The sequence below is a fragment of the Cytobacillus sp. C11.1 genome (assembly GCF_058145115.1).
In genome coordinates, this window is sequence record NZ_CM176935.1 from 1,359,992 (window position 1) to 1,386,873 (window position 26,882).

A 26,882-nucleotide genomic window follows, 5' to 3' on the forward strand; every position below is an offset into this window, starting at 1 on the left:
TAATGAAAGCAACAGACGTACAGATTCAAGGCTGCTATATTGATGGAGAATGGGTGGTTCCGGACGAAGGCAAATTAATTGAAGTAAAAAATCCAGCAGACGGTTCTGTTTTGGCTTTGGTGCCGCGCGGGGACCAGGAAGAAGTCGACATAGCCGTCAAAGCGGCAAAGAAGGCATTCCGTTCGGAAGAGTGGAAGTCCCTTCAGGCATCTAATCGGGGAAGGCTGCTTTTTAAAACAGCAGATATCATTCGCGAAAACAAAGAAGAACTGGCTAAATTGGAAACGTTAAATGTCGGCAAGCCATTGGCTCAAGCTGAGACAGATGTGGAAATCGCTGCCCGCTATTTCGAATTTTACGCAGGTGTGGCTGATAAAATCATGGGAGAGACAATCCCCGTGGAACGAGGGATTATTGATTACACTGTCCGTGAACCGCTGGGGGTTGTCGGGCACATCATTCCCTGGAATTACCCGCTGCAAATCGCAGCGCGCAGCATTGCCGTATCAATTGCAACCGGCAATGCAGCAGTACTGAAGCCTGCTGAGGATACGCCGCTCTCCACGCTGAAGCTTGTTGAATTAATGGAAATCCTTGGTCTGCCAAAGGGAATCCTCAATGTGGTAACAGGCTATGGCTACGAAGCAGGAGCGGCATTATCTGCTCACCCTGGAGTCAATCATGTTACCTTTACTGGTTCGGTAGAGACTGGAAAAAGAGTCATGGAGACAGCAGCGAAGAACATAGTTCCGGTAACACTGGAGCTTGGCGGAAAATCTCCGAATGTGGTTTTTTCTGACTGCAATGAGGAGTTAGCATTAGAGTGGGTGTTAAAGTCCATCATACAAAATGCCGGACAGACATGTTCTGCTGGCTCACGACTGGTGATTGAAAAATCAATCAAGGATGAGTTTGTGCAGAAACTCGCTGCATCCTTTGAAAAGCTGACGATAGGGCCTGGAATCGAAAATCCTGATCTTGGACCAGTTTTAAACCAAAAGCAATTTGAACGTATCCAGGGCTTCCTGCAGCTTGCAGAGGATGATGGAATCCGGGTAGCAACTGGCGGAAAACGCCAGCCAGTAGAGAACTGCGATTCAGGCTATTATCTCCAGCCGACCATTTTTGATAACGTCCCGGCGAACCATCATCTCGCCCAGGAGGAAATCTTCGGACCGGTTTTAACCGTAACTACTTTTGAAACAGAAGAAGAAGCAATCGAAATCGCAAACGGCACAGCATACGGCCTTGTTGCAGGCGTATGGACCGAAAATGCCGGCCGGGCCCACCGCGTTGCCAATGCGCTTGAATGCGGTCAGGTCTTCATTAATCACTATGGAGCAGGCGGCGGCATCACCCAGCCATTCGGCGGCTATAAGCATAGCGGCTTTGGACGGGAAAAGGGATTGGAAGCATTGAAGAATTATACGCAGGTAAAGAATGTGGCGTTGAAATATTAAAGTTAGACCAGGATGGTCCCTTTCTTGAGGGGCTGTCTTTTTTTAGGCTGTTTTGGAAACTTTATTGCATACTAAACAAGCAGTGAAATGAAGTTGATTTCCGCTCCAATCAACCAATCTTATTATCGATGTTTTTATTCCCCAATCTATTTAAAAACAACAATCTTTTAGAAAACAGCCTTTATTATGACTTAATTTTTATATGAGATTTATCACTTGAAATGTGAGTTGAATAAAGAATCTATCTGCTAAAATGTTTTCATGGCGGGTTTTAAGGGAAGTGAATGATATAAGACAAATAAATTATTATAAACAAGCTAGTTAATAACCAAACTTTAAAAGGAAAGGCAGATGGTAGGATGGATGTTATTTTTGGCACAGTCGAATATTTCGAGAAGGAGATTGGCAATTATTTAGCAGAGGTTGATTTGAGCGAAAGTACTGATGAGTGCTTATCATTTATAACCGCACAGCTTAAGACCGAGATTCTATATGACTTTGTTTGTGATGAAAGGCTGCGGACCCAATGTCTCGATAACCTTTTTGATGCAAGCAGCAAAGTGAGAAGCTCGGAAATAGCAGAACTTAAACATTGAGCTGCATTTTAATGATTGATCTTGTAACTTCTAGCTTGATTTGCAGAAAAATAACCTTAATAAGTGGAAAGCGGTTTTATTAATCCACTAAAATAGGTATCAGCCGCCAGCTAAGGACAAGTGTCGTTGGCTGGCGGCTGATACTTTTTTCGACAAAATTCGGGTGGTACCTGGTACCTCTTATAAAGCCTCCTTAACTTTATTGAGGAGGGCGGTTTCGCGTGATTTTTTTGCAGATTCGTATTCTGATTTGAAGCTATCTGCATGGGATGGGCTGAAACCGTTTTTCTTTAAGTCATTCTGTAATGCTGAATAAATGATGTTAAATGCGGAATCTGTATTGCTTTCCAGCTCTGAGCTGGCAGCGCTGTATTTTTGATAGAAATAGGAGATGGAAATGGTCTCTCCGTTGGTTTTTTTATCCGTGTATTCTCCGTAGGCCTGGGAAACAAGAGAGTTGATTTTTTCGTTTGCCTGCATCTGCAGGTATTCAAAAGAAGGGTAGTATTTTTGTTTAATGCTGGCTACAGTAATTTCTTCCGTTTTGCTTGTACGGCTTTTTTCTTGTTTGCTTTCCTGTGGTTCATTGGCATTGGCACTTACTTTAGTTTCCGGTGTTCTTTGTCCATTTGCTTTTTCTGAAGAATCCGTTTTACTGGCAACAGCAGCTGCACTGCTTATTTGCTCCGTTTGCGTGCTGCTTGCTTGTCCAGGTGAAGAGCTGCTCACAGTGCTGCCGTCTTTTATGTTGCTTGGTTCGCCTTCACTATTTTTACTGGCAGCGTCAGTCTCTAAAGAATTTTGTGCTTCTTCCATTTTTTCTTCTATTTCAACACTTCCATTTTCATCCGGCAGAATAATTTCAAACTCAGTTTCCGTAATTTCTTCTACTGCTTTATCCGCGACTTCATAGGTTTTAACTTCCAAAAAATAATAGGCCGTACCCGCTCCTCCAACCAGCAGGATTAGGACTAAAGAAATAAATATCTTCCAAACTTTTCTCATTCTCTTGATGTTTCCCCTTTCAGCTCCTAAGTTAGCACTATGATTTTACCATAAAAAAGAAGTAATACCAGTATTATATTTGTAATAATTTTAATACAAATGAAAAATAAGTAAAAAGTATGATTAAATGTATCTATTTAACTATTACAATTAAGATTAGCAATATTACTTAATGTTGTTAAACTTTTCTTGTATATCCATAATTACATCATTAGAAAATTACGAGGTGGTAAAGAAAGTGAAAAAGTATCCTTTTAGCAAGAAAGCAATGAAAGCTTTTTTAGCAGCGTCCATTGCCTTTTCGCCAATTTTAACAGTGGATGGTTTGTTTGAGGCAAAGCAGGCGGAAGCGGCAGCAACGGTAACTTCCAGTGATGCGATTGATCGTATGATCTTGATTTATAGTAAATTTGATACGAATGAAAGAGTCATCTTTCATAAAGCTGCACAAGGTTTGAATGCTCAGTTCACCGTTGACGATTGGAATCAGGTGTTAGGGGCTGATGCTGTCGCTAAAATTAATACTGAGCTTGCAGCTTCAAGCTATGCGAGCTTAACAGCGGCAGACATTGCATCCAAAGTTGCTGAACTTGTTTATGAAGCTAATTTTGAAAATCTGGACGAAAACTTTATATCGTTTAAGAATTCTGACGAAGGAAAAGCCTTTGAAGAAATTGTTGGAGCCGGCTCCTCCGATTTAATTCTGCAATTTTTAGCCGATGCTGAAAGAAAGCTTTGGGAGAAGGGGTATGATGCCATCCTGTCCGAATTGCTTGCGGGAGGCTCAGTCGGCACCATTACAGCGAAGGTAAGAGATGAGCTGATTCAAGAGAATCCGGCTACATATGGAGCGCTAAATATAACTCTTAATCAAAAGACAGGAATTGATTTAGAAGGCTTATTTAGTATTAAAGATCATATTAATAGCAAGCTTGTCTTAAAAAAGGTTATTACTGCCGAGGAATTGACTACTCTTCGAAATGCTTTTCTGGATGCTGCGTTTGAAGCAGGGGCACCTAAGCCTCCGGTTCAGCCTAAGCCTCATGAAATCGTACTTCCAGAAGCAGCTGCAACTGTCGTACGTGAGAAAAATCCTAACACCGATAAATTTGAGATTATAACAAAGGTTTCAAAGGATAAGGTTAATGATATCGTTTCCCTGATTACTGCCGAAAAAAATACAATCCCATTAAAGCTAAAAACTCCTCCAGAGGGAGAAAAAGTTAAAGCTAGTGTTCCTGCTTCGTTATTTACTGAGGCAGCAGGGAAAAATCCACATGCAGTTATAGATATTCAAACAGAAGTAGCAAGCTATAAGCTGCCTGTAAAAGAAATAAAGGCGGGGGACCTTGCAAAGAAGCTTGGTGCTAATCAAAATGATGTGGAGATCTCAGTATATGTTAATAATGTAAATCCTGATGAAGTCAGGGATTCAGTTAATAAGAATGCATTAAAACTTGCATCCCAGGTTGTAGATTTTCATGTAACGGCTGTCTCTGGAAATAAAGAGGAGTCTGTTGCCTCTTTCAACGGTTTTGTTGAGCGCAAGATCATAAGAGAAGATGATTTTGATGCTAAGAAATCTGTAGCTGTAAAGCTAAATGAAGATGGTTCCTTCTCTGCGATTCCAACCACTTTTAATGGCAATACAGCAACTGTAAAATCATTGACTAATTCGAAATATACGATCGTTGAAAATGAAGTAACTTTTCCGGATGTTAACAATGTCAACTGGGCCGAGGATTATATCGAAACGCTCGCTTCGAAGTATATTATTAGGGGAAAGCTGGATGGCCGATATGCTCCGGATGATCAAATGACACGGGCCGAGTTTATTGCCCTGCTGGTTCGCGGCCTTGGCCTGCCGGGGGAGAAATATAATGGTGAGTTCCGGGATGTAAAAGGCACAGAATGGTTTAATTCCAGCGGAGAAGTTATGGCAGCTGTTAAATATGGCATCACTCAAGGCAAACGGGATGGCCGTTTTGCTCCAGGTGAAAAAATCACTCGTGTTCAGGCCGCTGCTATGATTGCACGTGCCATGGAGCTGGGCTTCCTGGATTATGATAAATCTGTTCTTGACCCTTCTAAAAAAGTGACCAGCTACAAAGACTATAACAGCATCGCTCCTTGGGCAAGAAAGGATATAGAAGCTGTGTATCAGGCCGGAATTATGAGCGGAACATCAGCTGGAAAATTTAATCCTAATGGTTTTACAAAGCGTGACCAGATGGCAAGGATTTTGGGTGAATTCCTCGCTTCTGCAAAGTTAATGAATGAATAAAACAAATATAAGCTGCTTCCAAAGTGGAGGCAGCTTTTTTTTTAAGCCTATTTATTATAATCCCACATCACTTTCCATTCCCCTTTTTCTTTTATTGCATATACATTCTGCACAATATCAAAATTTCCGTATTTTCCTTTAAACGTTTGGGTCACTGTAAATTGATAACCTGTTTTATAAGAAGGGCCTTCCTTGGACATTTTCCAGTCCTTTATTTTCTTCGTTCTATTCAATTTAAAACTAAAGGTATCAACCCCAAAATGATTCATGAAAACATGGGCCCGATCCTGTATATAATGGCCCTTTCCAAACTTATCTTTCATGGCAGAGTGAAAAAGTGACCAGGAAGAAGAAAATTCTCCTTTCTGTTCATAAGAGTAAAAACTATATACAACGTTCTCTGCCTGCCGCTCTGGTGAGGAAAAAAGTGATTTAACAGCAAGAAGTAATACAGCAATGATAATAACGATAATTGCTAAAGATAAAAAAGTCGCTCGGTTGTTCCTTCTGAAAGTCATGATTATACGACTCCTCTGAATTAAGGTTTATACAAGTTATTCATACATTAATTGAAAAATTAGTAGTATATCATTTTTCCTGATTTTAAAAATTTACTAAAAGAGCGCCAGATTTATCAGGGATCATTCGAATTATCTTAAAAGGATCATTTTTAAGGTTATAAAAGTATAAAACCATTAGTTGAGATTAAATGCTTTACTTTATGCTTTATAGTTATTTGAGCCTATATCATTGAAGTTTATATTTACGTTTTTGTCGAATTATGGTATATATTAACTAATAAAAAAGAAAAACATTCCATTAGTAAAATAATTTGGTAATTAATATCTTGGTAAACACTTCTTAAGTCATGGTTAGCCGGCATGAAGGTTCAGAGGCAATTCTTTAAATGGACATGTTAGGAGAGAGATCATTGTGATAAAGCCTATCTATAAAGCAAAATACTATTGGCATTTATTTCACAAAAGGCATAATCAGCTTTTAGTTGATGACTGTCTTTGTGAAACTCTCAAGCTGAAATTAATAGAGAAAGCATCATACCATGAAAGCCAAGCAGACAAAGTCGCCATATACAAATTATTGACCTTATAAATAACTTTATAAACTCCTTTGGATAGCACCTACTACCTATCTTTATTTCCTTTAACTGGTAAGTGAAAGAAACTATATTTTTTACAAGAAATTTGTAATATAATAGGAAATTATGAAAGATTTAAATTCTTAAAAAAACTAGTAAAAGGTGTAAAGTATGTCCAAAACTAAGATTGCAGGCACTGTCAAATCAATTGATTTTGCCCAAATTTTGCAAGAAGCATTTGAACAAGGGCAATCTGTAGATGCCACACTGGGCGACCTAATGGGAGAAATCACCCGTAAACTGGAATTACTGGTGCAAGAAGAATAAAAAAGGTACCAGGTACCACCCGAATTTTGTCGAATGAATTTACAATTAAATCTTAAACAGGACAGTTCCCGTGAAGAAGGTTCGCGCCTTCCGGTAGGACTGTCTTTTTTTATGGCTGTTTTTCGTTCTTTTGAATGAGTTTTCCAGTACCTTAATGGGGTAAAGAAACTAGGTATGTGCGTGAATCTGGTGTAAATAAGAGACGAGGTTTAATAGATTAAGTCTATTAGGTTACATAATGTACTTTTGCCAGGGCACATAAAAACTGCATTGGAAGAGGAGAGATGGAATGAAATTCGCAAAATTGATCACAGCAGCTGCAGCACTTGTTTTTGTTCTGGGGTTCACACAAGTGAAGGCAGAAGCTTCTCAGGTATTAAAGGCTGGTGCATCAGGGCAGGAGGTTACATACGTACAGTCCGTATTAAAAAAACTTGGATATTTTGAAACAGAAACAACGGGTTATTATGGGCGGCTGACTGAAAACGCAGTAGAGAGTTTCCAGAGGGATTTTGGATTAAGGATGGATGGAGTAATTGGTGCCAACACTGCCAATATGATCAGTAATGTAGATATGATGGCGCATATTGTTTATGGTGAATCAAGAGGAGAAAGCTATGAAGGCCAGGTTGCGGTTGCTGCAGTTATTTTAAACAGGGTCGAATCAGATGAATTTCCTGACACCATTTACAATGTCATTTTTCAGAGGAATGCTTTTACGGCAGTTTATGATGGTCAATATGGTCTTCAACCAAATCATATAGCATATCGGGCAGTGAAAGATGCCTTCTTGGGATGGGATCCTTCCCATGGCTCTTTATATTATTATAATCCAGTCCTGGCAACAAGCCAGTGGATATTTACCCGGACGGTAACAAAACAAATTGGCAATCATTTATTTGCGGAATGATTTTGGGTAATAAACATGGAAGCATCCTTGCTCTCCATGTTTTTTTATTGCCCTTTTAATAGCTGAAAGAGGCTTCCATCCAGAGAGAAGCCTCTCTCTGTCCAGTATATACTTAATGGGGAATTTACTGTTATGACCAACTGTCATGCTCCGTTCTTTGTTCTGGAACGAAAGCTGACTGCGTTGAGGATAAATAATTTTTCCTGCCGGGTAAGCATTCTCCAGCTTCCTGCTTTAATTCTCATTTTAAACCACTCCTCTGATAAATTGTAAAATAGAGATTTACAATCAATTTTCTCATAGGACAAGGATGCAGTTGTAAATTTCTTACTAAACTATACCGCGTTTTACAGTAGTTGAAACAATAAACTTTTATGCAAATTCCGACTATTTTCGGGGAAATAATTCTATCAGGTCTTAATAAAAAGAGATAAAGCCTCAGGATATGAAAATATTTGTCACAAAAAAACACGGGCCCTATTTAGGTCCGTGTTTTTCCATTAAAGATTCTCCTGATATTCCAGATGTTCTTTGAGTTCGTCCTGAACTCTTTGTTTTTCTTCATCCGACACAATAAGGTACCAAATATTCCCGATGTATTCGCCTGTTCCTTCAATGGATAGCTGGGTGATATTTTTTCTGGCACCTTTATAATTTTTTTGAATATCCGTCATTTCGCTGAATGAGATATCTGTTTTTACGTTTTGGCCAAGCGCTTTAAAGACATCATCATAGCGGGTAATTGACCCTATGCTTGCACCTTTGTCAATTACACCTTGAATGACTTGGCGCTGCCTTTTTTGTCTTCCGAAGTCGCCATTTGGGTCATTCTTTCTCATTCTGACGTATGCTAAGGCCTCTTTGCCATTCAGATGGATATTTCCTTCATTAAAGTTCTGGCCGCTTTGGTTGAAGGCCATATCATTTTGCACATCAATGCCATTAACAGCGTCCACAATATCCGCAAAGCCTTCCATGTTCATTTTTACATAGTAATCGATGGGGATATCCAGGAAATCTTCTACAGTGGCAATGGACATTTCCGCTCCTCCAAAAGCGTAGGCATGGTTAATTTTGTCTTCTGTACCGTGTCCAATTATATCTGTTCGTGTATCTCTAGGAATACTCAGCATTTTTATGGAATTTAAATCAGGATTCACGGTTAAAACAATCATAGTGTCAGAGCGGCCTTTATCGCCTTCCCGTTCATCAACACCAAGCATCAAAACAGAAAAGGGCTCTTTTTTTTCTAGTGTAATCTTTTCAGTCCGTTTCTCAGATTTCTCTCTTTCAGTTGGCTCCTGCATTGTGTCGACAGCAGATGTTAAAGAATTGTATAAATAAAATCCATATCCGATTGTGCTTAAAAACAATAGCAGGAGCACAATGCCAATCATACGGATCCACTTTCTTTTTCTTTTATTTTTCCCCTTCGCTTCCCGCAAACGCTTCACCTCATACAAAGTATTCTATATCTATTGATTATCCTCATTATATTTAATTCTCAATCAAAAGAGCAAGCCTGTAAGATAGAAGCTGCATAAAAATGCCAACATAAAAATGTTTCGACAAAATTCGGGTGGTACCTGGTACCTGAATATTTTGAAACTTTTACCATTCTGATTCGTCTATATAGTGTGCCATTTTTGCTGATTCGAAATGACTAATTTTTTGTAACTTCATGGAATTTTTGGTAGGTATTTTAATTGTTTTGGAGAATAGTATGAATGGTGGAAAATTTTCCAAGGGAGGTCAGTGTATGAAGAAAAAGAAATTGAAGGGGAAGGGTTTGGCTGCCGCAGGCCTAGCTGCATCGCTAGCAGTCAGTTCGTTCTTACCGGGAGTTTCCCTTGCATCTGAAAAGGATGTTAATCAGCGGGTCTACCAGCAGCTGGAGCGTTTTAACCTGCAGAAAAATGAGGTGAAGATGAGCCAGCTAACAAAAAATGAGGAAAAGAAATTTACGGAAAATCAGCTAATCGTGAAATACAAATCGCCTCTTTCTTCAAGCGAGCATCGCAAAGCAGGCGGAAAGCTTGTTAAGAGGTTTTCCAGCTTAGGCTATGATGTTATTGAAGTGCAGGGAAATCAAAAGCTAGAGGAAGTAGCACAGGCATACTCAAGTATGGAGAATGTTACGTCGATCACCAGAAGCGCTTACGGTAAGAGATTGGGTGCAGCAGACCCTAAGGCAGCTGAAATGTTTCATATTAAAAATCTTAATCTCGCAAAAGCTCATTCGTTGGCAGGGAAGAATAAGGTGAAAGTTGGTGTCATAGACACAGGTGTAGATGCCGGTCATCCTGAACTCAAAAACCAGCTGATCGCTAATAAAAACGCAATGAATCCTTTAAAAAAAGGGAATCCGGATAGCCATGGAACTCATGTTGCGGGTATTATAGCGGCCGAAAAAGGAAATGGTGTGGGCGGATACGGAATTGCGCCTGATTCTGATATCGTTTCCATTGACGTCTTTAACCGTTCATGGTTCGTCACTGACTATACCATTGCAGAAGGAATCCTTGAGGCAATCCGCCAAAAGGTAAAGGTTATCAATATGAGTCTGGGAACCTACTATCCTTCACCAATCCTAAAGGATGCAGTCCAGAAGGCTATTGACGCCGGCATTATCGTCGTTGCAGCTGCAGGTAACGATGGAGCGAACGTCCTGAATTATCCTGCATCCTTTGATGGGGTAATCAGTGTTGGTGCGACAGATGAAAAGAATCAGCTTGCCTTCTTTTCTACATACGGACCTTCTGTGGATGTTGTAGCGCCTGGCCATAAAGTATATTCTTCTGTCTATGATGTAGATAAAGGATCATCTTTTGTGGAAATGAGCGGTACATCCATGTCGTCTCCAGTGGTTGCTGGAGCAGTATCACTATTGCTTTCTAAATACCCTAATCTTACTCCTTATCAGGTAAACTACCTTTTAACTAAAACGGCTAAGGATTTAGGGGACAAGGGCTATGATTTAAAATATGGATATGGAATGATTGACCTGGAGAAAATTCTCTCCTTTGATCCGAAAAAAATCCCTGCTGATCCGGCTGTAAAAGAAGCTGATGCTCTTGCCAAAGCAAAGGATTTAGGTGAATTTGAAGCGATTCCCGTAGCCGGAAAATTACAGAAGCTAAATCAGACGGATCTCTATAAAACAAAGCTTAAAAAGGGAGAATATGTGCAGGTATCATTAGATAGCACAGACAAATACGATCTGAAATTTGAACTATTGTTCTTCCGGGATGGGGAGAAGAAACCTTCCCAAAAGATTGAAGTTAATGATGCCCGAGAAGGCAGCTCAGAAGGAATCCTCTTCAAAGCACCTGAAAGCGGTACGCTCGTTGTTGCAGTGAAGGACAGCTTTGGCAAATATAATGAGTCTGGGCAATCCACATATAAACTCGTTCTTCATAAGAGCCAGGAATTGCTGGACGATGGAAACACAATGGAAACTCCGACAATGGCAGAATCCCTTCCTTTTAAAACGGGATTGGATCATTACTATACCGATGAGCTTTCAATCTTAGATGAAGAAGCTCCTGGAGGAGAGGGAACTGAGGAAGCGGCCTCTTCCGAAGAAGAAGGCATAGAGGAAACGGCCGCTGAAGAGCCAGTGCAAATTCCTGGAGATTCTGATTATTTCCGTTTTAAGATTCCAGGCAATGAAGAAGATGGAATGAAAATGGTTAAGATTAAGCTTTCCGATGTTCCGGGAATCAACCCTTCCCTTAAGCTTTATATGATTGAAAAAATGGAAGAGGAAGAATTCGTATATGAAATTGATCAGGCCGCTAATAATGGATATGGAAAAGGCGAAGATTTGATGATCAGTGGAATGCCTGGCCAGGAATTCATTGTGGAAGTAACTAATAAACCGTATATTGATGAATTTATGATCATGTTCGGTGAATATGAAATTGATTATAACCGCAGCTACTCATCCTTTAAGCCATATCAATTATCCATTGATACGAAAATGGTGCCAGCAGATGAAGATGGCATTCCTTTTGAGCTCGGCATGGAAAATCCGGAAGAAGACCTAGCTGAAGGGGATATTGAAGAGTATCTTGCCAAGAAAAAAGAGCTCGAACAAAAAATGTTTGACCCTTATGCCCAATCTTATGAAGAATATATCAATATGCTGAAGGATGCTGCAATTCCATTTGGCGAAAGTGAAGCATCTGAGGGTTACCTTCAATCTTATGGAGATGAAGATTGGTTTGTATTCACTCCGGAGAAAAGCTCTATTTTTGAAGTGAAAATGGATAAAACCTCACTCTACCAGCCTGCAGGGATGGAAATACTTAAATATGATCAGGGTTTAAAAGACTTCGTTTATGTTTATTCCAATGCTATGTGGTCCTGGTCAGATAACACGGTATCGGTGGAGGATAAGTTCACACTCGGATTGCAGGCTGGAGAAACCTATTATTTCCGTGTCGCAGATCCGATGTACCGCCCTTCCTTTGATCCTTACCGCTTTACGGTAAAGACCAAGGTGACGCATATCACTGATAAATTTGAGACAAATGATTCCTTTGAAAACGCAGTAAAAATATCAACTAAAGGTATTACAGGGAATTACTCTACCTCCGGGGATATTGATACATTCTACTTTAAACCTGGCAAAGATGGAGTATACGGCATTCGACTAACTCCTGGCAAGCTTCCGTCCAAATTCAGCAATGCACCTGAAAAACAAAAGTCAGAGATTGATCCAGTACTTGTTATGATCGAAGACACAAACGGAAATGGAAAGCTGGATCCTGCCGAAGAAGGCAACATGACCATGGTTGATTACGGTTTATGGAATGACGAAGAAAGAACAGGTTTCAGGACGAAAAAGAAATCGGGCTACTTCATCCTGACACTTGATTATTTCGGAACCAACTCCTCACTTCAGCCGTATGTGTTAAAAATTGATGAAAGCAATCGTGCAGATGAAGATAAAGGCTCAATTGTTAAAAACAATATCCCGACAAAGCCAATTCTTTTGAATCGCCCTGCAAAAGACCGTTTCTATGCATACGGTTATTTAAACCTTACTTCGAATAAAGGGGATACGGATCATTATAAGCTTAAGCTTGATAAAGACAGCAAGCTGACCCTAACTCTTGAAGCTCCGTCCGATATAGACGGAAAAGTAACGGTTTATAATTCAAAAGGCAAGCAGGTTGCCGTTTCTGATTTTTATGGCAAGGGAGACAATGAAATTCTTCCTTTAAACCTGAAGAAAGACACTTACTATATTAAAGTAGAAGATGCCTTCGGGAATGCCAGCACAAACCCTTATAAAATTGTAATCAAGTAAGTTTTAGAGCAATGTCCCTGTGGCATTGCTTTTTTGTTATATGAATTTTATTAGAAGGAAGTCCATAGAATAATAGACACAGATTAGAAATATAGTTTACAAAAAGAGGGTTTTATTTAGTTCTGAAGACCTTAAAAATGTGGATAATTCGGTAGAAAAGGTAAATTTTACTTGTATTTCAAAAACGTTAATTTTGTTAATATTAGATTACATAAAAGGATAAATATTCTTTTATTAATAAATTTTAGTAGATTTGACTGGGTAATTTGTTCTTTTTCTACCATGAGGATTATCCTTATGGCATATTTTTTATATTCCTAGGAGGACTTTAGAACATGGCAAAAGGATTTAATAAGTTTGTAGCATCTGGAGCTGCTGCTGTATTGGCGGTTTCCGCTGTCGCTCCGGCAGTTAGTGCTGCCGGTGATCACCCATTTACAGATGTAGGGCCGAGATATGATGAAGCAGTCAGTTATCTTTATAACTATGAAATTGTTAATGGCAAAACTCCCACTTCATTCGGAACCCATCAGAACTTAACTCGCGGTGATGCTGCAGTTATTCTGGCAAATGCTTTAGGGCTTGATACAGAGAATGCGGAGGATGCAGGTTTTACGGATTTATTTCCGCGTGTAGAGGGAGCAATAAATGCGTTGGCTGAAGCAGGTATTGCAGCTGGCATCACTTCTACAAAATTTGGTCCAGGCGAGCCTCTTTCCCGGGGCGCTATGGCGAGGTTTCTAGTTACTGCGTATGGTTTGGAGGATTTTGCTGTTGAAACTCCATTTACGGATGTCGGCGGTGTATTTGAATCTTCTATTGAAGCTCTTTATGGAGCTGGCATCACTGCTGGAAAAACAGAAACCCAGTATGGTACACATCAAAATATCACTCGCGGTGATTTTGCAAACCTTCTATATAATACTATTTTATTTACTGATGAATATTATTATTTTGTAACAGTAGATTCAGTGAAGCTGAATCGCTCTACCTCCTTTGAGGCTTTATTGGCAGAGGCTGTTCCAGAAGAGTTAACAGCCCTGGAAGTAGCAGATATCCTCTATATGGAGGCCGAATTAACAGATGGATCCTATGTAGAGTTAACTCCATTACACGCCAGCCTTTCTGCGGACCGTAAGACGCTAACCGTGGAACATGAGGACCTTGCCGGAAAAGAAGGAGTTCTTTATGTGGAAGATCAGGAGATTCCTTTTGATTATGCAGCACCTGTTGCCGGTGCCGGGTCTGTAACACTGGAAGGAGTCGCTGCTCCGGTTACCTTTAATTTTGCAGGCGGAACCACTGCAAGTGTTGATATTGACCTTACAGATGGGGCTTTTGTAAATCTTAATGGAATGCAAATGGAGGTAAAAGATATTTTCGCTGCAAATTCTACAGTGGATGTCATCTTAAAAGATACAGACGTACCACAGGTTGCTCCTGGAATTGGACTGACTTGGGGAACTCTAACTTATGTTGATGGAGAATGGAAGTTAACAGATTCACCAAACTATGACTCTATTCCTGCGGGGAGTTATACATTGAAAGCAGATTTTACTGATGCTGCAGATAATACAACAACCCTTACACTGGATATAAAAGTACAATAACCTTTTAACTATATCCCACAGTTGCAGGATAAATAGAAAAGAGGGCGTCCCAAAAGTATAAATTTTTGGGGCACCCTCTTTTTTACAAACAATAGATCTATAAAATTGGCCTGTCGATTTCCGCTCCAGGGACTCGCTTTCCGCGGGCGGTCCGGGAGCCTCCTCGGTGCATTCGCACCTGCGGGGTCTCCCGTTGACTCGCTTCTCCCGCAGGAGTCTCGCCCCTTCCGCTTCAATCAACAGGGTGCAAGAATCAATATCAGCAAATACATTAAAGTGAAAAATAAGAAAATCGTCATCATAATAAAAAATTTAATCAAAAGGATTGTCACTTAACGCCCTTTTGATTCATCCTCTTTTTTTCTATAGTTATGCAAAAAAAAGACCCTTCCACGCAAGAAAGGGAGACTACAATGGCTTACCAACCAAGTCTACTTATAGTATACAGGGATGAGGCCGTTTTTAAGAGGGTATTTCAAGTGGTAATTAAAACCATATAAAAAAGCGGGGAAGTTTCCCCGCTTTAAAAGCTTTTAGTTAGCTGCTGCGTCAGTAATTCTGCCTTCAACAGTACCTTCAATGGTTTCGAATGTTTGTAAATAATCAATAAACATTTCATAGTCCACATATCCAGGCTCGCTTACTCGGCCTTCTTCATAGGCGTTCTTGAACACATCATAGCCGTCTCCGCCTTTGGCAGTAAAGGTGTTTGTCGCAACATAATAATTTTGTTCATCATTTAATGGGGCATAATTGCCGTCTTTATCCTTAACTTCCACTGAAACAACACGGTCTCCAGAAGCCAATGAGCTGTCATAAGTGAACTTCATGCCAGAGATTTGCAGGAAGCCGCCAGATGCATTTGGTGCATCTTTAACACTGTGCTCTAATGCTTCTTTAATCTCGGAACCTTTTAAATTCATAATTCCAAGTGTATTTCCAAATGGCATAGTTGTCAGTACTTGTCCTAATGTAATGTCTCCTTCTGGGATTGAAGCACGGATTCCGCCGCTGTTTGTTACAGCGATTAACGTTTCAGGGTTGATCGTTTGGGCTTTTGCAAGCATACCGTCTGTAATCAGGTTTCCAAGGTTTGTTTCTTTTGTTCGGACATTTTCGCGCACGCCATCTAATGTTACTGCAGCTTCAACACCTATAGGCTGTTTTTGCAGCTCATCAATTTGCTCTTTATAAGGCATAAGCATTTCAAGAGCCTTAGCATCATCTGCCTTGCTGCTTACATCAACAAGCTCGCCTTCGTAGGCTGTTACTTTGCCACTTTCGTCAAAGTCCACGCTAAGTGTTCCAAGATACTTGCTGTACTCATTTGCCTGGACGATAACAGTTGGCTCATCCTTGCCTTCCGTGTAGAAGGTAGGTCCTGTTAATTGTGTATGTGTATGTCCGCCGACAATAATATCAATTCCCTCTACTTGTTTAGCCAATTCAAGGTCATTGTCAAAGTCAAGACTGTCATCATAGCCAATGTGAGTAAGGGCTACAATTTTATTGACTCCTTGTTCTTCAAGCAGCTGTACCGAATTCTGTGCTTCTTCAATATAGTTCTTGAATTCAACGGAACCAGGGCTTGAGATTTCTGCTGTTTCTTCAGTCGTCAATCCAAAGATACCGATTTTTTCTCCATTTACTTCTTTGATAATCGCATTATAAATTTTTCCGTCTTCAGGCGCCTCAGCTATAGTAGCAACCTCTTGAAGTCCATCAAACAGGGGATCTTGTGAGAAATCAACATTGGCGCTTACAAATGGGAACTTGGCATTTTGAACAAATTCGGATAAAGCCTTATGGCCATCTTCACTTGAACCCAAATCAAATTCATGGTTTCCAAATGTCATAGCATCATAGTTTAGGTAGTTCATGAACTTCAGGTCTGGTTCTCCAGTAAATTCATTGAAATATAAAGTCCCAGAGAAAACATCCCCTGCATCAAGCAATAAAGCATCCGGCTTTTCCGCACGGAACTCTTTTATAGCCGTTGCACGTTTAGGCATGCGCTCTACATTTGCATGGCTATCATTTGTGTGGGCAATGGATAATTCAAAGAAGCCTTTAGCTGCATCTGATTTATATAGGAAAATAGCAAAGTCTCCACGCTTTGCATTTTGTTCGATTCCATACTTGGTGCTTGAAACACCTTGTGTAATTTCGTTGGCTATTAACGCTTTGATTGCTTTTTCATACCGTTCATTCACGTCTGTGAATACAAGCTCAGATGTTCCTTTCAATTTAAAGCCTTTTTTGATCCAGACAGCAAGCTCTCCCCTTGTAATGGGGCTCTGGGAACCAAAAGAAGTAGCTGTTTTACCCGATGTGATTCCAGCTTCTTTTAAGGCATTGACAGCACCGGCAGCACGGCTTGGCACATCCGTGAATCCTGAATCGGGAGCGCTTTCAGTATCCAGTCCGAGGACATTAGCCACTAAAACGGCAGCATCTACACGTTTAATGCTCTCGTTTGTTCCAAAAGAAGTTGGTGTAACACCGTTAGCACCTTTGGATACTAGAAAATCAACTGCATCCTGATAGCGCTCCGGAACATCTGTGAAATTGGATTCTGCAGAACCAGCCGGTGCGAACGCTGAAGCAACAAGGGCAGCGGCGGCAGCAGTAGCAACAAACTTACGGTAAGGTTTAGCCATTATTTTTCCTCCTCAAATTTGAGTTCTTCTTACTAGAGGGCCATTATGGTTAAGTATGTATGAATTTTTCATAATGATAGAGAAATAGAGAAATAGACCCAAATATTATTATAGCAAAATTAACAGAGGAAATTGGCAGAATCAGCAATAATTTTTACAAAATTCATCATTTTTTTACAATCGATTGGGAATGGAAATTTTAAACAAAAAAGCGATGCAAAAAAGAGCAGTCGGGAAGCTGCTCTTTTTTATTATCTTCGTACAAAACCAGTAAAAGTATATTTCAGCCATTCTTTGCGAGTAAGGCTTTTGATTGATTTTTTGCTAAGCTCGCTGGTTTTAATAGGGGTTATAAAGTCTGCCTTTTTAACTTGTTTTGGAAATGAAGGAGTGATTGCCAGGAACTCATTTCCTTCCAGTCCCTCTTTAATCTCCTGTTTTTTATGAACCTTAATCCCCAGTCCAACCTTTTGCTTTTGTAACTTTCCGTCCTGGGTAATGACAAAAACATTGGTTTGTTTGTATTTCTTTTTCAAAGCATCCTCAGGGACAATAACTGTATCTTTTACTTCATTTGTAATAATCGTTAAGGCAGTATGTGTACCCGAATATAACTCATTATTTTCTCCTTCTAGTTCTATAAAGAAAGGAAAGAGACTTTCCTCATTTATAGAAGGTTCCTCTTCTGGAAATGTCTGTACACGTGATACAAAGCCTTTCATTTTTTTGTTGGTGCTGGAAGGATAAATAACTGCTGGCATTCCCGTTTCTACTGTGTTCACTTCTTTTTCATCCAATTGACCTTTCACAGCAGGTATATTGGATTGAATAACGACAATAGGATTGCCCAGTTCTGTGTTTACCTTTGTAATCGTTCCTTCAAAATCGCTTGCAACCTTCAATCTGCTTGATTGTTCGTCTATGCTGTCGATTTGTTTCTCTAATAGTTCAGCTTCCTTTTCCAGAAGGTCTTTCTCCAGCTCTTTGTTGTAAATTTCTTTCTCGACATCCACTACAGAGCTGTAAATGTTTTCAAAAGAACTGTCATCATCGTCTTTTATGACAGGCATATTTTTGGCTTCAATCACAGATATAAAGCTGCCTAATTCATCGATATGGTCTTCAATGCTGTCAATTTGATCTTCTACTTTATCCAATTCATCCTCCAATGCCTGTTTATCGCGATCGACATTAAAGGATTCATACTCAAACAAAGGATCGCCTTGCTTGACCAGATCTCCTTCTTTTACAAGAAATTGATTGAATGATCCAATCTCTTCATTGAAATAAATGTAATGCTCGTCGGAGGAAGTTGCTACTCCTTCGGTTTTGAGAGTTTCTTTCATATCGCCTCTGCCTATTTTTTCCCATTCATCGACATAAGCAGTTCTCTCAATCTTGCTGTTGTCTTTTAAAATAAGAAAAAAGTTAACGGCAATAAGCAGGATTGCTATAGACCCGACAAGGCCCAGCTGCCATTTTTTCATATTATTCAACACCTTCTATAGAAGCTTTTCAAATTTCATAAATGAAAGGAAGGATGAAATCATCCAAAATACGAAATTTAATGCCATAACCATTGTAAAAACGATTCCTGAACTTCTGTCAGACAGATATCGCAGCCCTTTGTACTGAAGGTACAAAGCAAATAGACTGAAGATGGATATTTGGCCAAAGAAAGCGACGATTAATGAGGAATCCGTTAAGTACTGAGCAATCACACCAAGTGAAATGGGGGAAGACTCTTTATCCAATCCGAATTGCCAAAACAGAGGCAATAATAATACCTTTTCTGCCAAAAGCACCCATACTGCAAACATTTGAATGACAAATATTTTTTTAAAAGGAATGTCGTTTAATGACCAAAAAAAGGTTACAGGTATTAGTAACATGATGGCCGGAAAAATCAGCCCCCATAAGATTTGGCCCAATAAAAATAATAGTTTCCTTGTTTCAAAGTCACTGGCTGATAGGGTGGTTAACTCTCTGGATAGGGTTTCTGTGCCGACACCGAGCAGGGCACTAATCGAAAAAAGAAGTACACTAGTAAGGAATAGTCCTAAGACCCGTACGTTAAATCCCCGTATTTCTTCCGCTTTTTCAAGCTGATAGAGAAAGTCCTTTTGGTGGAGAAGCCCCTTCGAAAAACGGACCTGATAAATCATGAAAAATCCTCCAATATTTAGATAGAATTGAACAAATTTGCAACAACAATCTTTATTTTAACTTAAAAACTGACAAAAAGGCACAAAATATCCTGTGAATCATATGTAAAAATATAGAAAATAGTGCTAAAATCCTAAAAATATTATTATAGTATATTTATTTGGGTATTTAGAAGTTATTTTTGCCTATTTGTTCATATATTTTTTCTTAATGACTTTTGAGTCAGCTAAAAGACCTGGGTCTCTCACCCCTAATTCCAGATGTTTCCTAAAAAATACTTATGTCTATTGTTGTATAATATCATATGGATAAAAATTGAAATTTTGGATTTCGATTTTAATTGAATTCTATTTTAATAGGGGGCTGAAATGAAAAAGATATTTATTGCTGGGCTAATATTTTTGTTTGTTTTTGCGCAAGGGATTAGCCAGACTAAAGCAGAAGGATTTTCGGATATTCAAAATCATTGGGCGAAAGATGAAATAACAGTCCTGGTAAATAAACAGATTATTGCCGGATTTGAAGATGGTACGTTTCGGCCATATTCAACTGTAACAAGAGGCCAATTTGCGGCTTTTTTGGTAAGGGCACTTGAACTGCCTCCGGGAGATTCAGGATTTAAAGATGTTCCGGAAAGCAGCAAGCTGTACAGCGATCTATCTGCTGCCAAAAAAGCTGGAATAATTGTTGGCACTAAGGATGGATATGCGCTTGCAAACGAACCTGTTACAAGAGCAAACGTGGCTGTCATGATTGACAGGGCTTTGCAATCCAGAGGAGACTATCAGGATAAGGCGGCCCTGACTTTTGATGATCAGGGATCGATACCGGCTTATGCGCTGGAAGCATTCCAGAGGATGGTTCATTATGGCATTGTCCTTGGAACGAAGGAGAATAAAATAGAGCATTCTTCACCGGCTTCAAGAGCTGAGTCAGCCGTTTTCGTATATAGAATGCTGGTTCTGCTGGGGGAAATTGATGAAGAAAAGCCTGCTCCTCCACCGCCGCCTGGGGAACCGGGTAAATCAGTAAATGTGTCATCGTCTGAAATTAAAATTCCATTAGGGGATGGGAATGATGTGAAGGTCAGGATGAATACTTCCGGGGTTCCGCTTTCCTATAAACGTTCCGATGTATTTACCCATATCCGCTCAAAGGATTATAATTACTATTATTATATGGGATATCCAAGCAGCCCTTTAGGGACCTTGAAGGTGACGTTAAGAAGAATCGATAACGGCGATACTTTTGTGTTTGCTAAATTTGAACATAACGGGAACAATCATTATTCTGCGTCGGTTATTCTTCCATTTACTAACGCCTCATCCTATAATATTCAGCGTTATGACTCATATGGGGAAGTAGTGCATGAACATAGCAATACGTATGGAATTGATCCATCAACACATCCGATTGGCTTGCTTAATGTAGCAAACGGCAGCGAGACGGTCGCGAATGTGATGATGAGTAAAAATTATACATCCCTTAAACGTGAAAAAGCCTATCCAAATGGGCAAAAATCGGTTTTAAGAGAGTTTTTGGATGAGTATGAAAGTGTAAAGATCTATCAAAATACATCATCCAGGGCAATTTCCATGCAATTGAATATGAAGGTTACAAGCAAAGCGGTTTCGGAAAGCTGGGTCATGCTGTCAAATGAGAAGCTTTTCAAGGATCAATACTATATAGATTACTGGTTTAAGAGAAGTATAGACGAGTATCATACGATCAATAAATGGCTGACAGCAGAAGGTGTTTATACGAAGCTTCCATGGTCTGTAGAGCCTGGCTATAAAATGGCATTTGGCCGTAACCTTGGATACATTCAGGGGGGCATCTATTTGCGTGCCTTTGAAGGATCGAATGAGCGGTACTTTTATAATTTAGTTATGAACTCCATTGCTGATTTGGATGTTTTTACAAATGGAGCGATCAGGAATGGCGATGTGCCTGTTTTTAAAACAGAATACACGAGTACATGGCTGAAAAATGCATATGGAACAACCGCTCCGTATATTGATACCCGGCATAACGAAAACACAGCACTGTTCTTGAAGAATGCAGGCGAGATCTTTGATATTTCGCAGCTTAAAGAAGCAAACCGGAAATATGCTGATTTCCTTGTCAATCAGAAGGAAATCGGTAATATTATTAAAATTACAAGTTCCAGCCATTTAATTGCGGATTACTATGCACCGGGTAGCCAGACTACACATGTTTCCTTAAATCATGCGCTGGGTGAAATGCGATTCTTAATTGAAACCTATAAACAAACCAAAGATGATAAGTATTATAAAACGGCCAGAGAGCTGCAGACAGCGATTGAATATTTATATCCCCGCTGGGTAAGGGAAGATGGCGATCTTTGGTACCAGGTAAACGGCAAGCTTATATTTAACGGAAGAGACTATGCCTGGCTAACATTGGTTGACTTATTAAAAAGTCAAACCTTATTTGAAGAGATTGGCCAGCCGCGAAGTGCGATCTTTGATAAAATGATTGTTTCTAAAACTTCTTACTTAGTCAATACAGGCCAGCCAATAAAAGGAAATATTATTGATATGCTTCGCGAACAGGGCTTTGGCGATCTTGTTAAAGGCTATGGAAATGTAAGTGCTGCAGGCGAACTGGGAAAGGATACACTAGAACTACTGGCTGATGAATAAAGAAACCCAAAGGAAAGCCGCCCTTTTTTAAGGGCGGCTTTTTACCATTCACTGATTTTCTTTTTAATAAAGTGAATATATTTTTCATCCATTTGAAGTTCAAAAATGATTAAGGCCTTTTCCATATAGGATTTTGCGGTCTTAATTTGTTTTTTTAGTTCATAATTGTAGCCCACATGATAATGTAATTCGCCCAGCAGATAGAGGTTGTCTCTTTCAATGCAATAATCAATGGCCTGTTTGCAGTAGCTTGTTGATAAATTGAACTCGCCCAGCCTTGTTAATGTTCTTGCCAGGTTGTAATAGAGCCGGGACTTTATTGTGTCATCCTGCAGATACGGCAGCAGCTTTAAATGCTCCTTTGAAGGTTCATAGACTGAAAGGGCTTCAGGAAGATGGCCTTCTTCAAATAATATGATGCCCTTGCTCAGTGAAATTTCGATCTCCCTCTCCGACCAAACTTTGTCGTGAGTCAACTGAATGGCCTCGTCTAATAGTTTTAGAGCTTTTGATACATTTTTATCCAGATGATAATAACAGATTCCTTTATGCCATAGCAGAAGCTGCAGATTTCTCCGATTTTGCAGGAAAAGTGCATTTTTTTCCTCTGTTTTGACAATTTGATAGATTTCCTCATATTGCAGATTTCTTCGAGCCAGCTTTAATTGTCTGCTGACCTCCTTTACATAATCAATTCTGGGAGTGGTGCCTATATCGAAAAAGTAGTTGACATCAACACCCAATCGCTGTGATATTAGATAGAGAGTAGATGCATAAGGATAAACATCTCCCTTCTCAATCTTGCTGATTTGTGCCTGGGTGCATATCCCCTGGGCAAGTTCTTTTTGGGAGAGCCCCATCAATTTTCTAAGTTCTTTTATCTTATCCCCAATTGCTGAAAAGTTCATCTGAACACTCCCCTGAAAATATTCCTATAATTATATTTTGCTTAGTTATCATGTATATTTTGTAGATTTATAAAGGTAAACCTGCCTAAATCGCCTTTTAAAGCAAATGGCCTGTTCCGAAAAATATGGTTAAATAGAACTGTTAGTTCATACTAATATTTAACTAAAAACTTTCTAAAGGGGGCCTGTCTAATGAAAAAACGTATTTTTGCTGTCTTGGCAGTTATGACGTTGATTTTAAGTTTTGCAGGTGTATCAGCGAGCGCTGCAGGTCAGGGTGATGGCGCAATTCGCACATCTGAACTTCCATCTGTGCATTAAAACCATGTTTTAAATCATTATTGGGAGCATGCTCCTGTTAAGTTTATCAGTTTTACGAACACTACTTATTAATCTCCATTTTATCACTCCGATTCGGGGTGATTTTTTTTGTAAGAATAATCTTCTTTTAAGCCAGTTTTTTTAAAATTACAAAAATATGCTTATAGTTATATTTTCTTATAATTAATTGTTCTACACCGGTATATTCGATTCCTTTTTGCTGTTAATCCATTATAATCGCTTTTCCACCGTTTATATATATTTGGTATCCTAAAAACATCCTGATAAAGAGGTGATATGATGAACGAAATAGAAATGAAAGTTTTACCGACATTCGTGGATGATGAATGTTCCATTATTTTCTCCTTTCACTTTAAAAATGGCCGGCAAAAAATTGGGGAAGCAGTCATTTGTACCTGTTCAGAAGCCTTTTTAACATCCAGGAACGGAATGAAAGAATTTAATCTGGGAACAAGATCACACATGCCCCAAGGAATCGAGAATACAATAGCCTATTTTAAAGAATTTCAGATCATGGAAGAATACAAGAGAGCATCTTTAAAAAATATATTGGAATTTTTAAGGGTAATTGGAGTCAAGAAGTTTTTATATCTTCAAAATATGTCTTTGTTTCATTCAGAACAAGAAGCGCTGGCTTAGCCGGAGTTTCTTTTTTTTTGTAAACTATTTCAAAAAGTACTAGATTTACAAATTTCCAGAACATAAGATAGATAGGGGAAGGGGGAGAGAACTTGCTTAAAAATACAAAAAATTGGAAGGAAGCCTTATTACTGTTTATATTTGTTTTAATGATCAATGCTCCCGAAGGTTCGGCAAGTGAGTTGACAACGGAGTATGTAAAAGTAATAGCTCTGACTGATTTGGTGCTGGTGGATAGCCAGGGGAATGAAGTTGGAAGAGAGTCTGCTGCTGTAAACACTGTTTTTCAGGTGGTTGAAGTGCTGGAAAATGGCTATTATATCAGTTTTAATAATCAGAAGGCGCTGATCTTAAAGGAGTATGTGCAGCCAGCCGGCAGCTGGGATTATTATAAAGATATAAAAGTCTTTAAAGCAAAAATAGATGCTGCGGTTTTGCGCAAGGAAGATGGAAAGCTGGTAAAGAGAGCCAGGCTGATGTCAGGCCAGATTTTTAAAAGGATTGGTGAAGAAGGGGAGTATCATATTATTCAATTCAGTTCCTTTAAAGGGTATGTATTGAAGTCTGAAACTGAGCCAGTTCTCAATGGTTCTTTGCCAAATGGGGTTGTGAAGGGCAGTACATTCACAAACAGGCTTATTTCTTTAAATGTTACTAATTTCTATTATTCTAACAATGGCAGGCTTCAGTCGATGGCCAGGATTGAAAAGAAAATAGAGGTGCAGGCCCTTGAAACATACCGGGACTACTACATAGTTGAAATTGCGGGGCGCCGTGCCTACGTAAAAAAGAGCGATGTAAATAGGTATACAGGCAATTTCGTTGAACCAAGGCGGACTTATACATATGAACAAATGATCCGTGATTTAAAAGATATTCGCCTGTGGTATGCGAATATTACTGAAATTCAAATTATCGGGAAGTCTGTTGACGGACGGAACCTGTATGCATTAAAGCTGGGAACAGGGAAAAATGAAATCTTTATAAATGGATCTCACCATGCCAGGGAACATATGACAACCAACGTATTAATGGAAATGATTGATGCATATGCATATCATTATTTGCGCAATAAAACGCTCGATGGCTATAATGTGAGGCAGATTCTAAGCGAAACAAGCATCTGGTTTGTGCCAATGGTCAACCCGGACGGAGTCACTCTCGTCCAGAGAGGTTATAAGAGTGCCAAAAACCCTAGTTATGTACTGAAACTAAATGGTAACAAAACCGATTTTTCAGCATGGAAGGCCAATATAAGAGGTGTTGACCTTAACCGCCAATATCCGGCTGATTGGGCGAATATTTGCTGCGATCCAGGGAAGCCGGGCCCGCAGAATTACAAAGGAACAAGGCCTTTAAGTGAGCCTGAAGCAAAGGCAGTGGCAGACTTTACGCTTGCCCACGATTTTAAAACAGCACTTGCCTACCATTCTTCGGGACAAATCCTTTATTGGCATTTTAACCAGGGATATTCCGCACTTCAAAGGGATAAGGCTCTTGCCCAGAAAATCTCAGCCAAGACGGGGTATTCTCTAGTTCCGGCAATGAGGAATCCCAGCGGCGGAGGTTTTACAGACTGGTTTATCCAGAACGAAAGAAGACCCGGTTTTACACCGGAAATCTCCCCATATGTTGGTGCCAAGCCTGTACCGGTATCATACTTTGACAGCATCTGGAAGAAGAATTATTCTATTGGCATTATGATGGCTAAAGAAGCCCAGACAATTAATTAAACCGTAAAAATAAAAACCGCCTGCCGGATCGTATATTCCGGGCAGGCGGTTTTTGCGTGAACTGGTATAGAAGTGGTATAGGTACCTGGTACCTGTCATCTGTTAACAAGGAGCGGCTCGTTTTCTTTGCGGATGCTTGCTAAGTGGGCAGCCAGGTGTTTTTGGTCGACGTAGCCGCCAAAGTCATCCGGGAGTTCCTTGCCGCTTGAATTGCTGATTCTTTGGGCGATCAGTTTTCCAACATTGGGATAAAAATGGTGTCCATCAAAGTAATTGTTAAGATCCTCTGTAACTGAGCTGGGATACATGAAATTATGCACTCCGCCAAAGACTTCAGCCACATCATTGAGCCAGCGTTCATAGTCCGGCAGTCTTCCTTCATCCACCAGCGCTTCAAATAATGGCGTGGAAATTGGTGTTGTGAACACGATAAACTCTGTATTTGGATTATTCTTTTTCAACTCTTCTAAGATCCTTTTATAGTCCGGGTTGTATTCATACGAATCACCGTAAAATACATCCCTGAACTTTTGGATTTTAGCTTCTGTTTGCTTTTCCATCACTTCAGGATCAACAGCCTTGGCGTTGGCCACATTGTTCCTGTTATAATTTCGCTCTTCCAATACTTTATTATCTCTGGACATTTTATAATTCTGCCACGAATATTCCAGGAGATCCATTGAGAGCAGGTTCTTATATCGGTAAAATGGTTCGTTTGCTGCTTCGATATATTGGTTTAACGATTTTTTTGCACTGCTTTCCTTTAGGCTGGATTTGAAAAAATCGATGCCAATTATGATTCTTTCGAATTCTTTTCCGCGTTTCTTCTTGGCGAGTTCAATAAGGCTGTTATATTCCTGCACAGAAGCATTGCTTACCGCAAAGTTATATACATTCATACCCTCAAAGTCATGCTGATTTATATAAGTGGTTCTGCTGCTTCCCAGCAGAAGTGTATCATAGGGGAAGGGCTGAAAAAGGATTCGATTTGTTTTTTGCTGCCGTTCGTTAATGACTGTTTGAACATCATTGTATTTATGCTGATGGCCAAATGTCCACATAGGATCCATATAATAAATGAGGGATCCTACAGAAGCAACGCACAGCAGTACAATGGACATTATTTTTATAACAAATGATTTATAATTCATGGATATTCCACC

The 26,882-nt window shown here is 39.6% G+C and carries 19 protein-coding genes; 11 read left to right on the forward strand and 8 right to left on the reverse strand.

What is annotated here, in order from left to right; genetic code table 11:
* The first annotated feature begins 2 nt into the window (after positions 1–2).
* Positions 3–1,460 (forward strand): aldehyde dehydrogenase family protein, encoded by a 1,458-nt coding sequence (locus AC3ZVC_RS06715; RefSeq protein WP_490067344.1) that lies wholly within the window; start codon positions 3–5, stop codon positions 1,458–1,460.
* 359 nt (positions 1,461–1,819) lie between these two features.
* A complete protein-coding gene (locus tag AC3ZVC_RS06720; RefSeq protein WP_490067346.1) occupies positions 1,820–2,056 on the forward strand; it encodes a hypothetical protein in 237 nt (78 codons plus the stop codon).
* Between the two features lie 180 nt (positions 2,057–2,236).
* Here AC3ZVC_RS06720 and AC3ZVC_RS06725 read toward each other — a convergent pair whose 3' ends face one another.
* On the reverse strand, positions 2,237–3,061 hold the full coding sequence (locus AC3ZVC_RS06725; RefSeq protein ID WP_490067348.1) for a hypothetical protein: 825 nt from the start codon (positions 3,059–3,061) through the stop codon (positions 2,237–2,239).
* 238 nt (positions 3,062–3,299) lie between these two features.
* On the opposite strand from AC3ZVC_RS06725, the gene AC3ZVC_RS06730 reads away from it, so the two are divergent.
* Entirely contained in the window at positions 3,300–5,345 is a 2,046-nt protein-coding gene (locus AC3ZVC_RS06730) for an S-layer homology domain-containing protein (RefSeq protein ID WP_490067350.1), read from the forward strand.
* Between the two features lie 47 nt (positions 5,346–5,392).
* On the opposite strand, the gene AC3ZVC_RS06735 is transcribed toward AC3ZVC_RS06730, so the two are convergent.
* Entirely contained in the window at positions 5,393–5,863 is a 471-nt protein-coding gene (locus AC3ZVC_RS06735) for a hypothetical protein (protein ID WP_490067352.1), read from the reverse strand.
* A gap of 749 nt (positions 5,864–6,612) precedes the next feature.
* Here AC3ZVC_RS06735 and AC3ZVC_RS06740 point away from each other — a divergent pair.
* Together AC3ZVC_RS06740 and AC3ZVC_RS06745 are read left to right on the forward strand one after the other, a co-directional pair.
* On the forward strand, positions 6,613–6,768 hold the full coding sequence (locus tag AC3ZVC_RS06740; RefSeq protein WP_490067354.1) for a hypothetical protein: 156 nt from the start codon (positions 6,613–6,615) through the stop codon (positions 6,766–6,768).
* 289 nt (positions 6,769–7,057) lie between these two features.
* Entirely contained in the window at positions 7,058–7,678 is a 621-nt protein-coding gene (locus tag AC3ZVC_RS06745; protein ID WP_490067356.1) for a cell wall hydrolase, read from the forward strand.
* A gap of 500 nt (positions 7,679–8,178) precedes the next feature.
* Here the strand turns inward: AC3ZVC_RS06745 and tagU are convergent, their stop codons facing one another.
* Complete coding sequence (tagU, locus tag AC3ZVC_RS06750; protein ID WP_490067358.1) at positions 8,179–9,123, reverse strand: polyisoprenyl-teichoic acid--peptidoglycan teichoic acid transferase TagU; 945 nt, start codon at positions 9,121–9,123, stop codon at positions 8,179–8,181.
* Positions 9,124–9,437: 314 nt separating this feature from the next.
* On the opposite strand from tagU, the gene AC3ZVC_RS06755 reads away from it, so the two are divergent.
* Positions 9,438–12,995: a S8 family serine peptidase gene (locus tag AC3ZVC_RS06755; protein WP_490067360.1), complete on the forward strand. Its 3,558-nt coding sequence runs from the start codon at positions 9,438–9,440 to the stop codon at positions 12,993–12,995.
* A 335-nt stretch (positions 12,996–13,330) separates the two neighbouring features.
* Complete coding sequence (locus AC3ZVC_RS06760; protein WP_490067362.1) at positions 13,331–14,605, forward strand: S-layer homology domain-containing protein; 1,275 nt, start codon at positions 13,331–13,333, stop codon at positions 14,603–14,605.
* 533 nt (positions 14,606–15,138) lie between these two features.
* Here the strand turns inward: AC3ZVC_RS06760 and AC3ZVC_RS06765 are convergent.
* The 3 genes from AC3ZVC_RS06765 to AC3ZVC_RS06775 form a co-directional block, all read right to left on the reverse strand.
* Entirely contained in the window at positions 15,139–17,265 is a 2,127-nt protein-coding gene (locus AC3ZVC_RS06765; protein WP_490067364.1) for a 5'-nucleotidase C-terminal domain-containing protein, read from the reverse strand.
* A 251-nt stretch (positions 17,266–17,516) separates the two neighbouring features.
* On the reverse strand, positions 17,517–18,752 hold the full coding sequence (locus AC3ZVC_RS06770; RefSeq protein WP_490067366.1) for an efflux RND transporter periplasmic adaptor subunit: 1,236 nt from the start codon (positions 18,750–18,752) through the stop codon (positions 17,517–17,519).
* A 15-nt stretch (positions 18,753–18,767) separates the two neighbouring features.
* Positions 18,768–19,430, reverse strand: coding sequence for a hypothetical protein (locus AC3ZVC_RS06775; RefSeq protein ID WP_490067369.1), 663 nt, complete (start codon positions 19,428–19,430; stop codon positions 18,768–18,770).
* A 369-nt stretch (positions 19,431–19,799) separates the two neighbouring features.
* On the opposite strand from AC3ZVC_RS06775, the gene AC3ZVC_RS06780 reads away from it, so the two are divergent.
* A complete protein-coding gene (locus AC3ZVC_RS06780; protein WP_490067372.1) occupies positions 19,800–22,097 on the forward strand; it encodes an S-layer homology domain-containing protein in 2,298 nt (765 codons plus the stop codon).
* Between the two features lie 41 nt (positions 22,098–22,138).
* Here AC3ZVC_RS06780 and AC3ZVC_RS06785 read toward each other — a convergent pair whose 3' ends face one another.
* Positions 22,139–23,005 (reverse strand): helix-turn-helix domain-containing protein, encoded by an 867-nt coding sequence (locus AC3ZVC_RS06785; RefSeq protein ID WP_490067375.1) that lies wholly within the window; start codon positions 23,003–23,005, stop codon positions 22,139–22,141.
* A gap of 192 nt (positions 23,006–23,197) precedes the next feature.
* Between AC3ZVC_RS06785 and AC3ZVC_RS06790 the strand changes: the two genes are divergently transcribed.
* The 3 genes from AC3ZVC_RS06790 to AC3ZVC_RS06800 all read left to right on the forward strand — a co-directional run bounded on the left by AC3ZVC_RS06790 (position 23,198) and on the right by AC3ZVC_RS06800 (position 25,719).
* On the forward strand, positions 23,198–23,326 hold the full coding sequence (locus tag AC3ZVC_RS06790) for a hypothetical protein (protein WP_490067379.1): 129 nt from the start codon (positions 23,198–23,200) through the stop codon (positions 23,324–23,326).
* A gap of 297 nt (positions 23,327–23,623) precedes the next feature.
* Complete coding sequence (locus AC3ZVC_RS06795) at positions 23,624–23,986, forward strand: hypothetical protein (RefSeq protein ID WP_490067380.1); 363 nt, start codon at positions 23,624–23,626, stop codon at positions 23,984–23,986.
* A gap of 92 nt (positions 23,987–24,078) precedes the next feature.
* A complete protein-coding gene (locus AC3ZVC_RS06800; protein WP_490067383.1) occupies positions 24,079–25,719 on the forward strand; it encodes a M14 family metallopeptidase in 1,641 nt (546 codons plus the stop codon).
* A gap of 95 nt (positions 25,720–25,814) precedes the next feature.
* Here AC3ZVC_RS06800 and AC3ZVC_RS06805 read toward each other — a convergent pair whose 3' ends face one another.
* The gene (locus AC3ZVC_RS06805) at positions 25,815–26,870 is read right to left on the reverse strand and encodes an SGNH/GDSL hydrolase family protein (protein ID WP_490067385.1); all 1,056 of its coding nucleotides are present in this window, start codon (positions 26,868–26,870) and stop codon (positions 25,815–25,817) included.
* Positions 26,871–26,882: the final 12 nt, after the last annotated feature.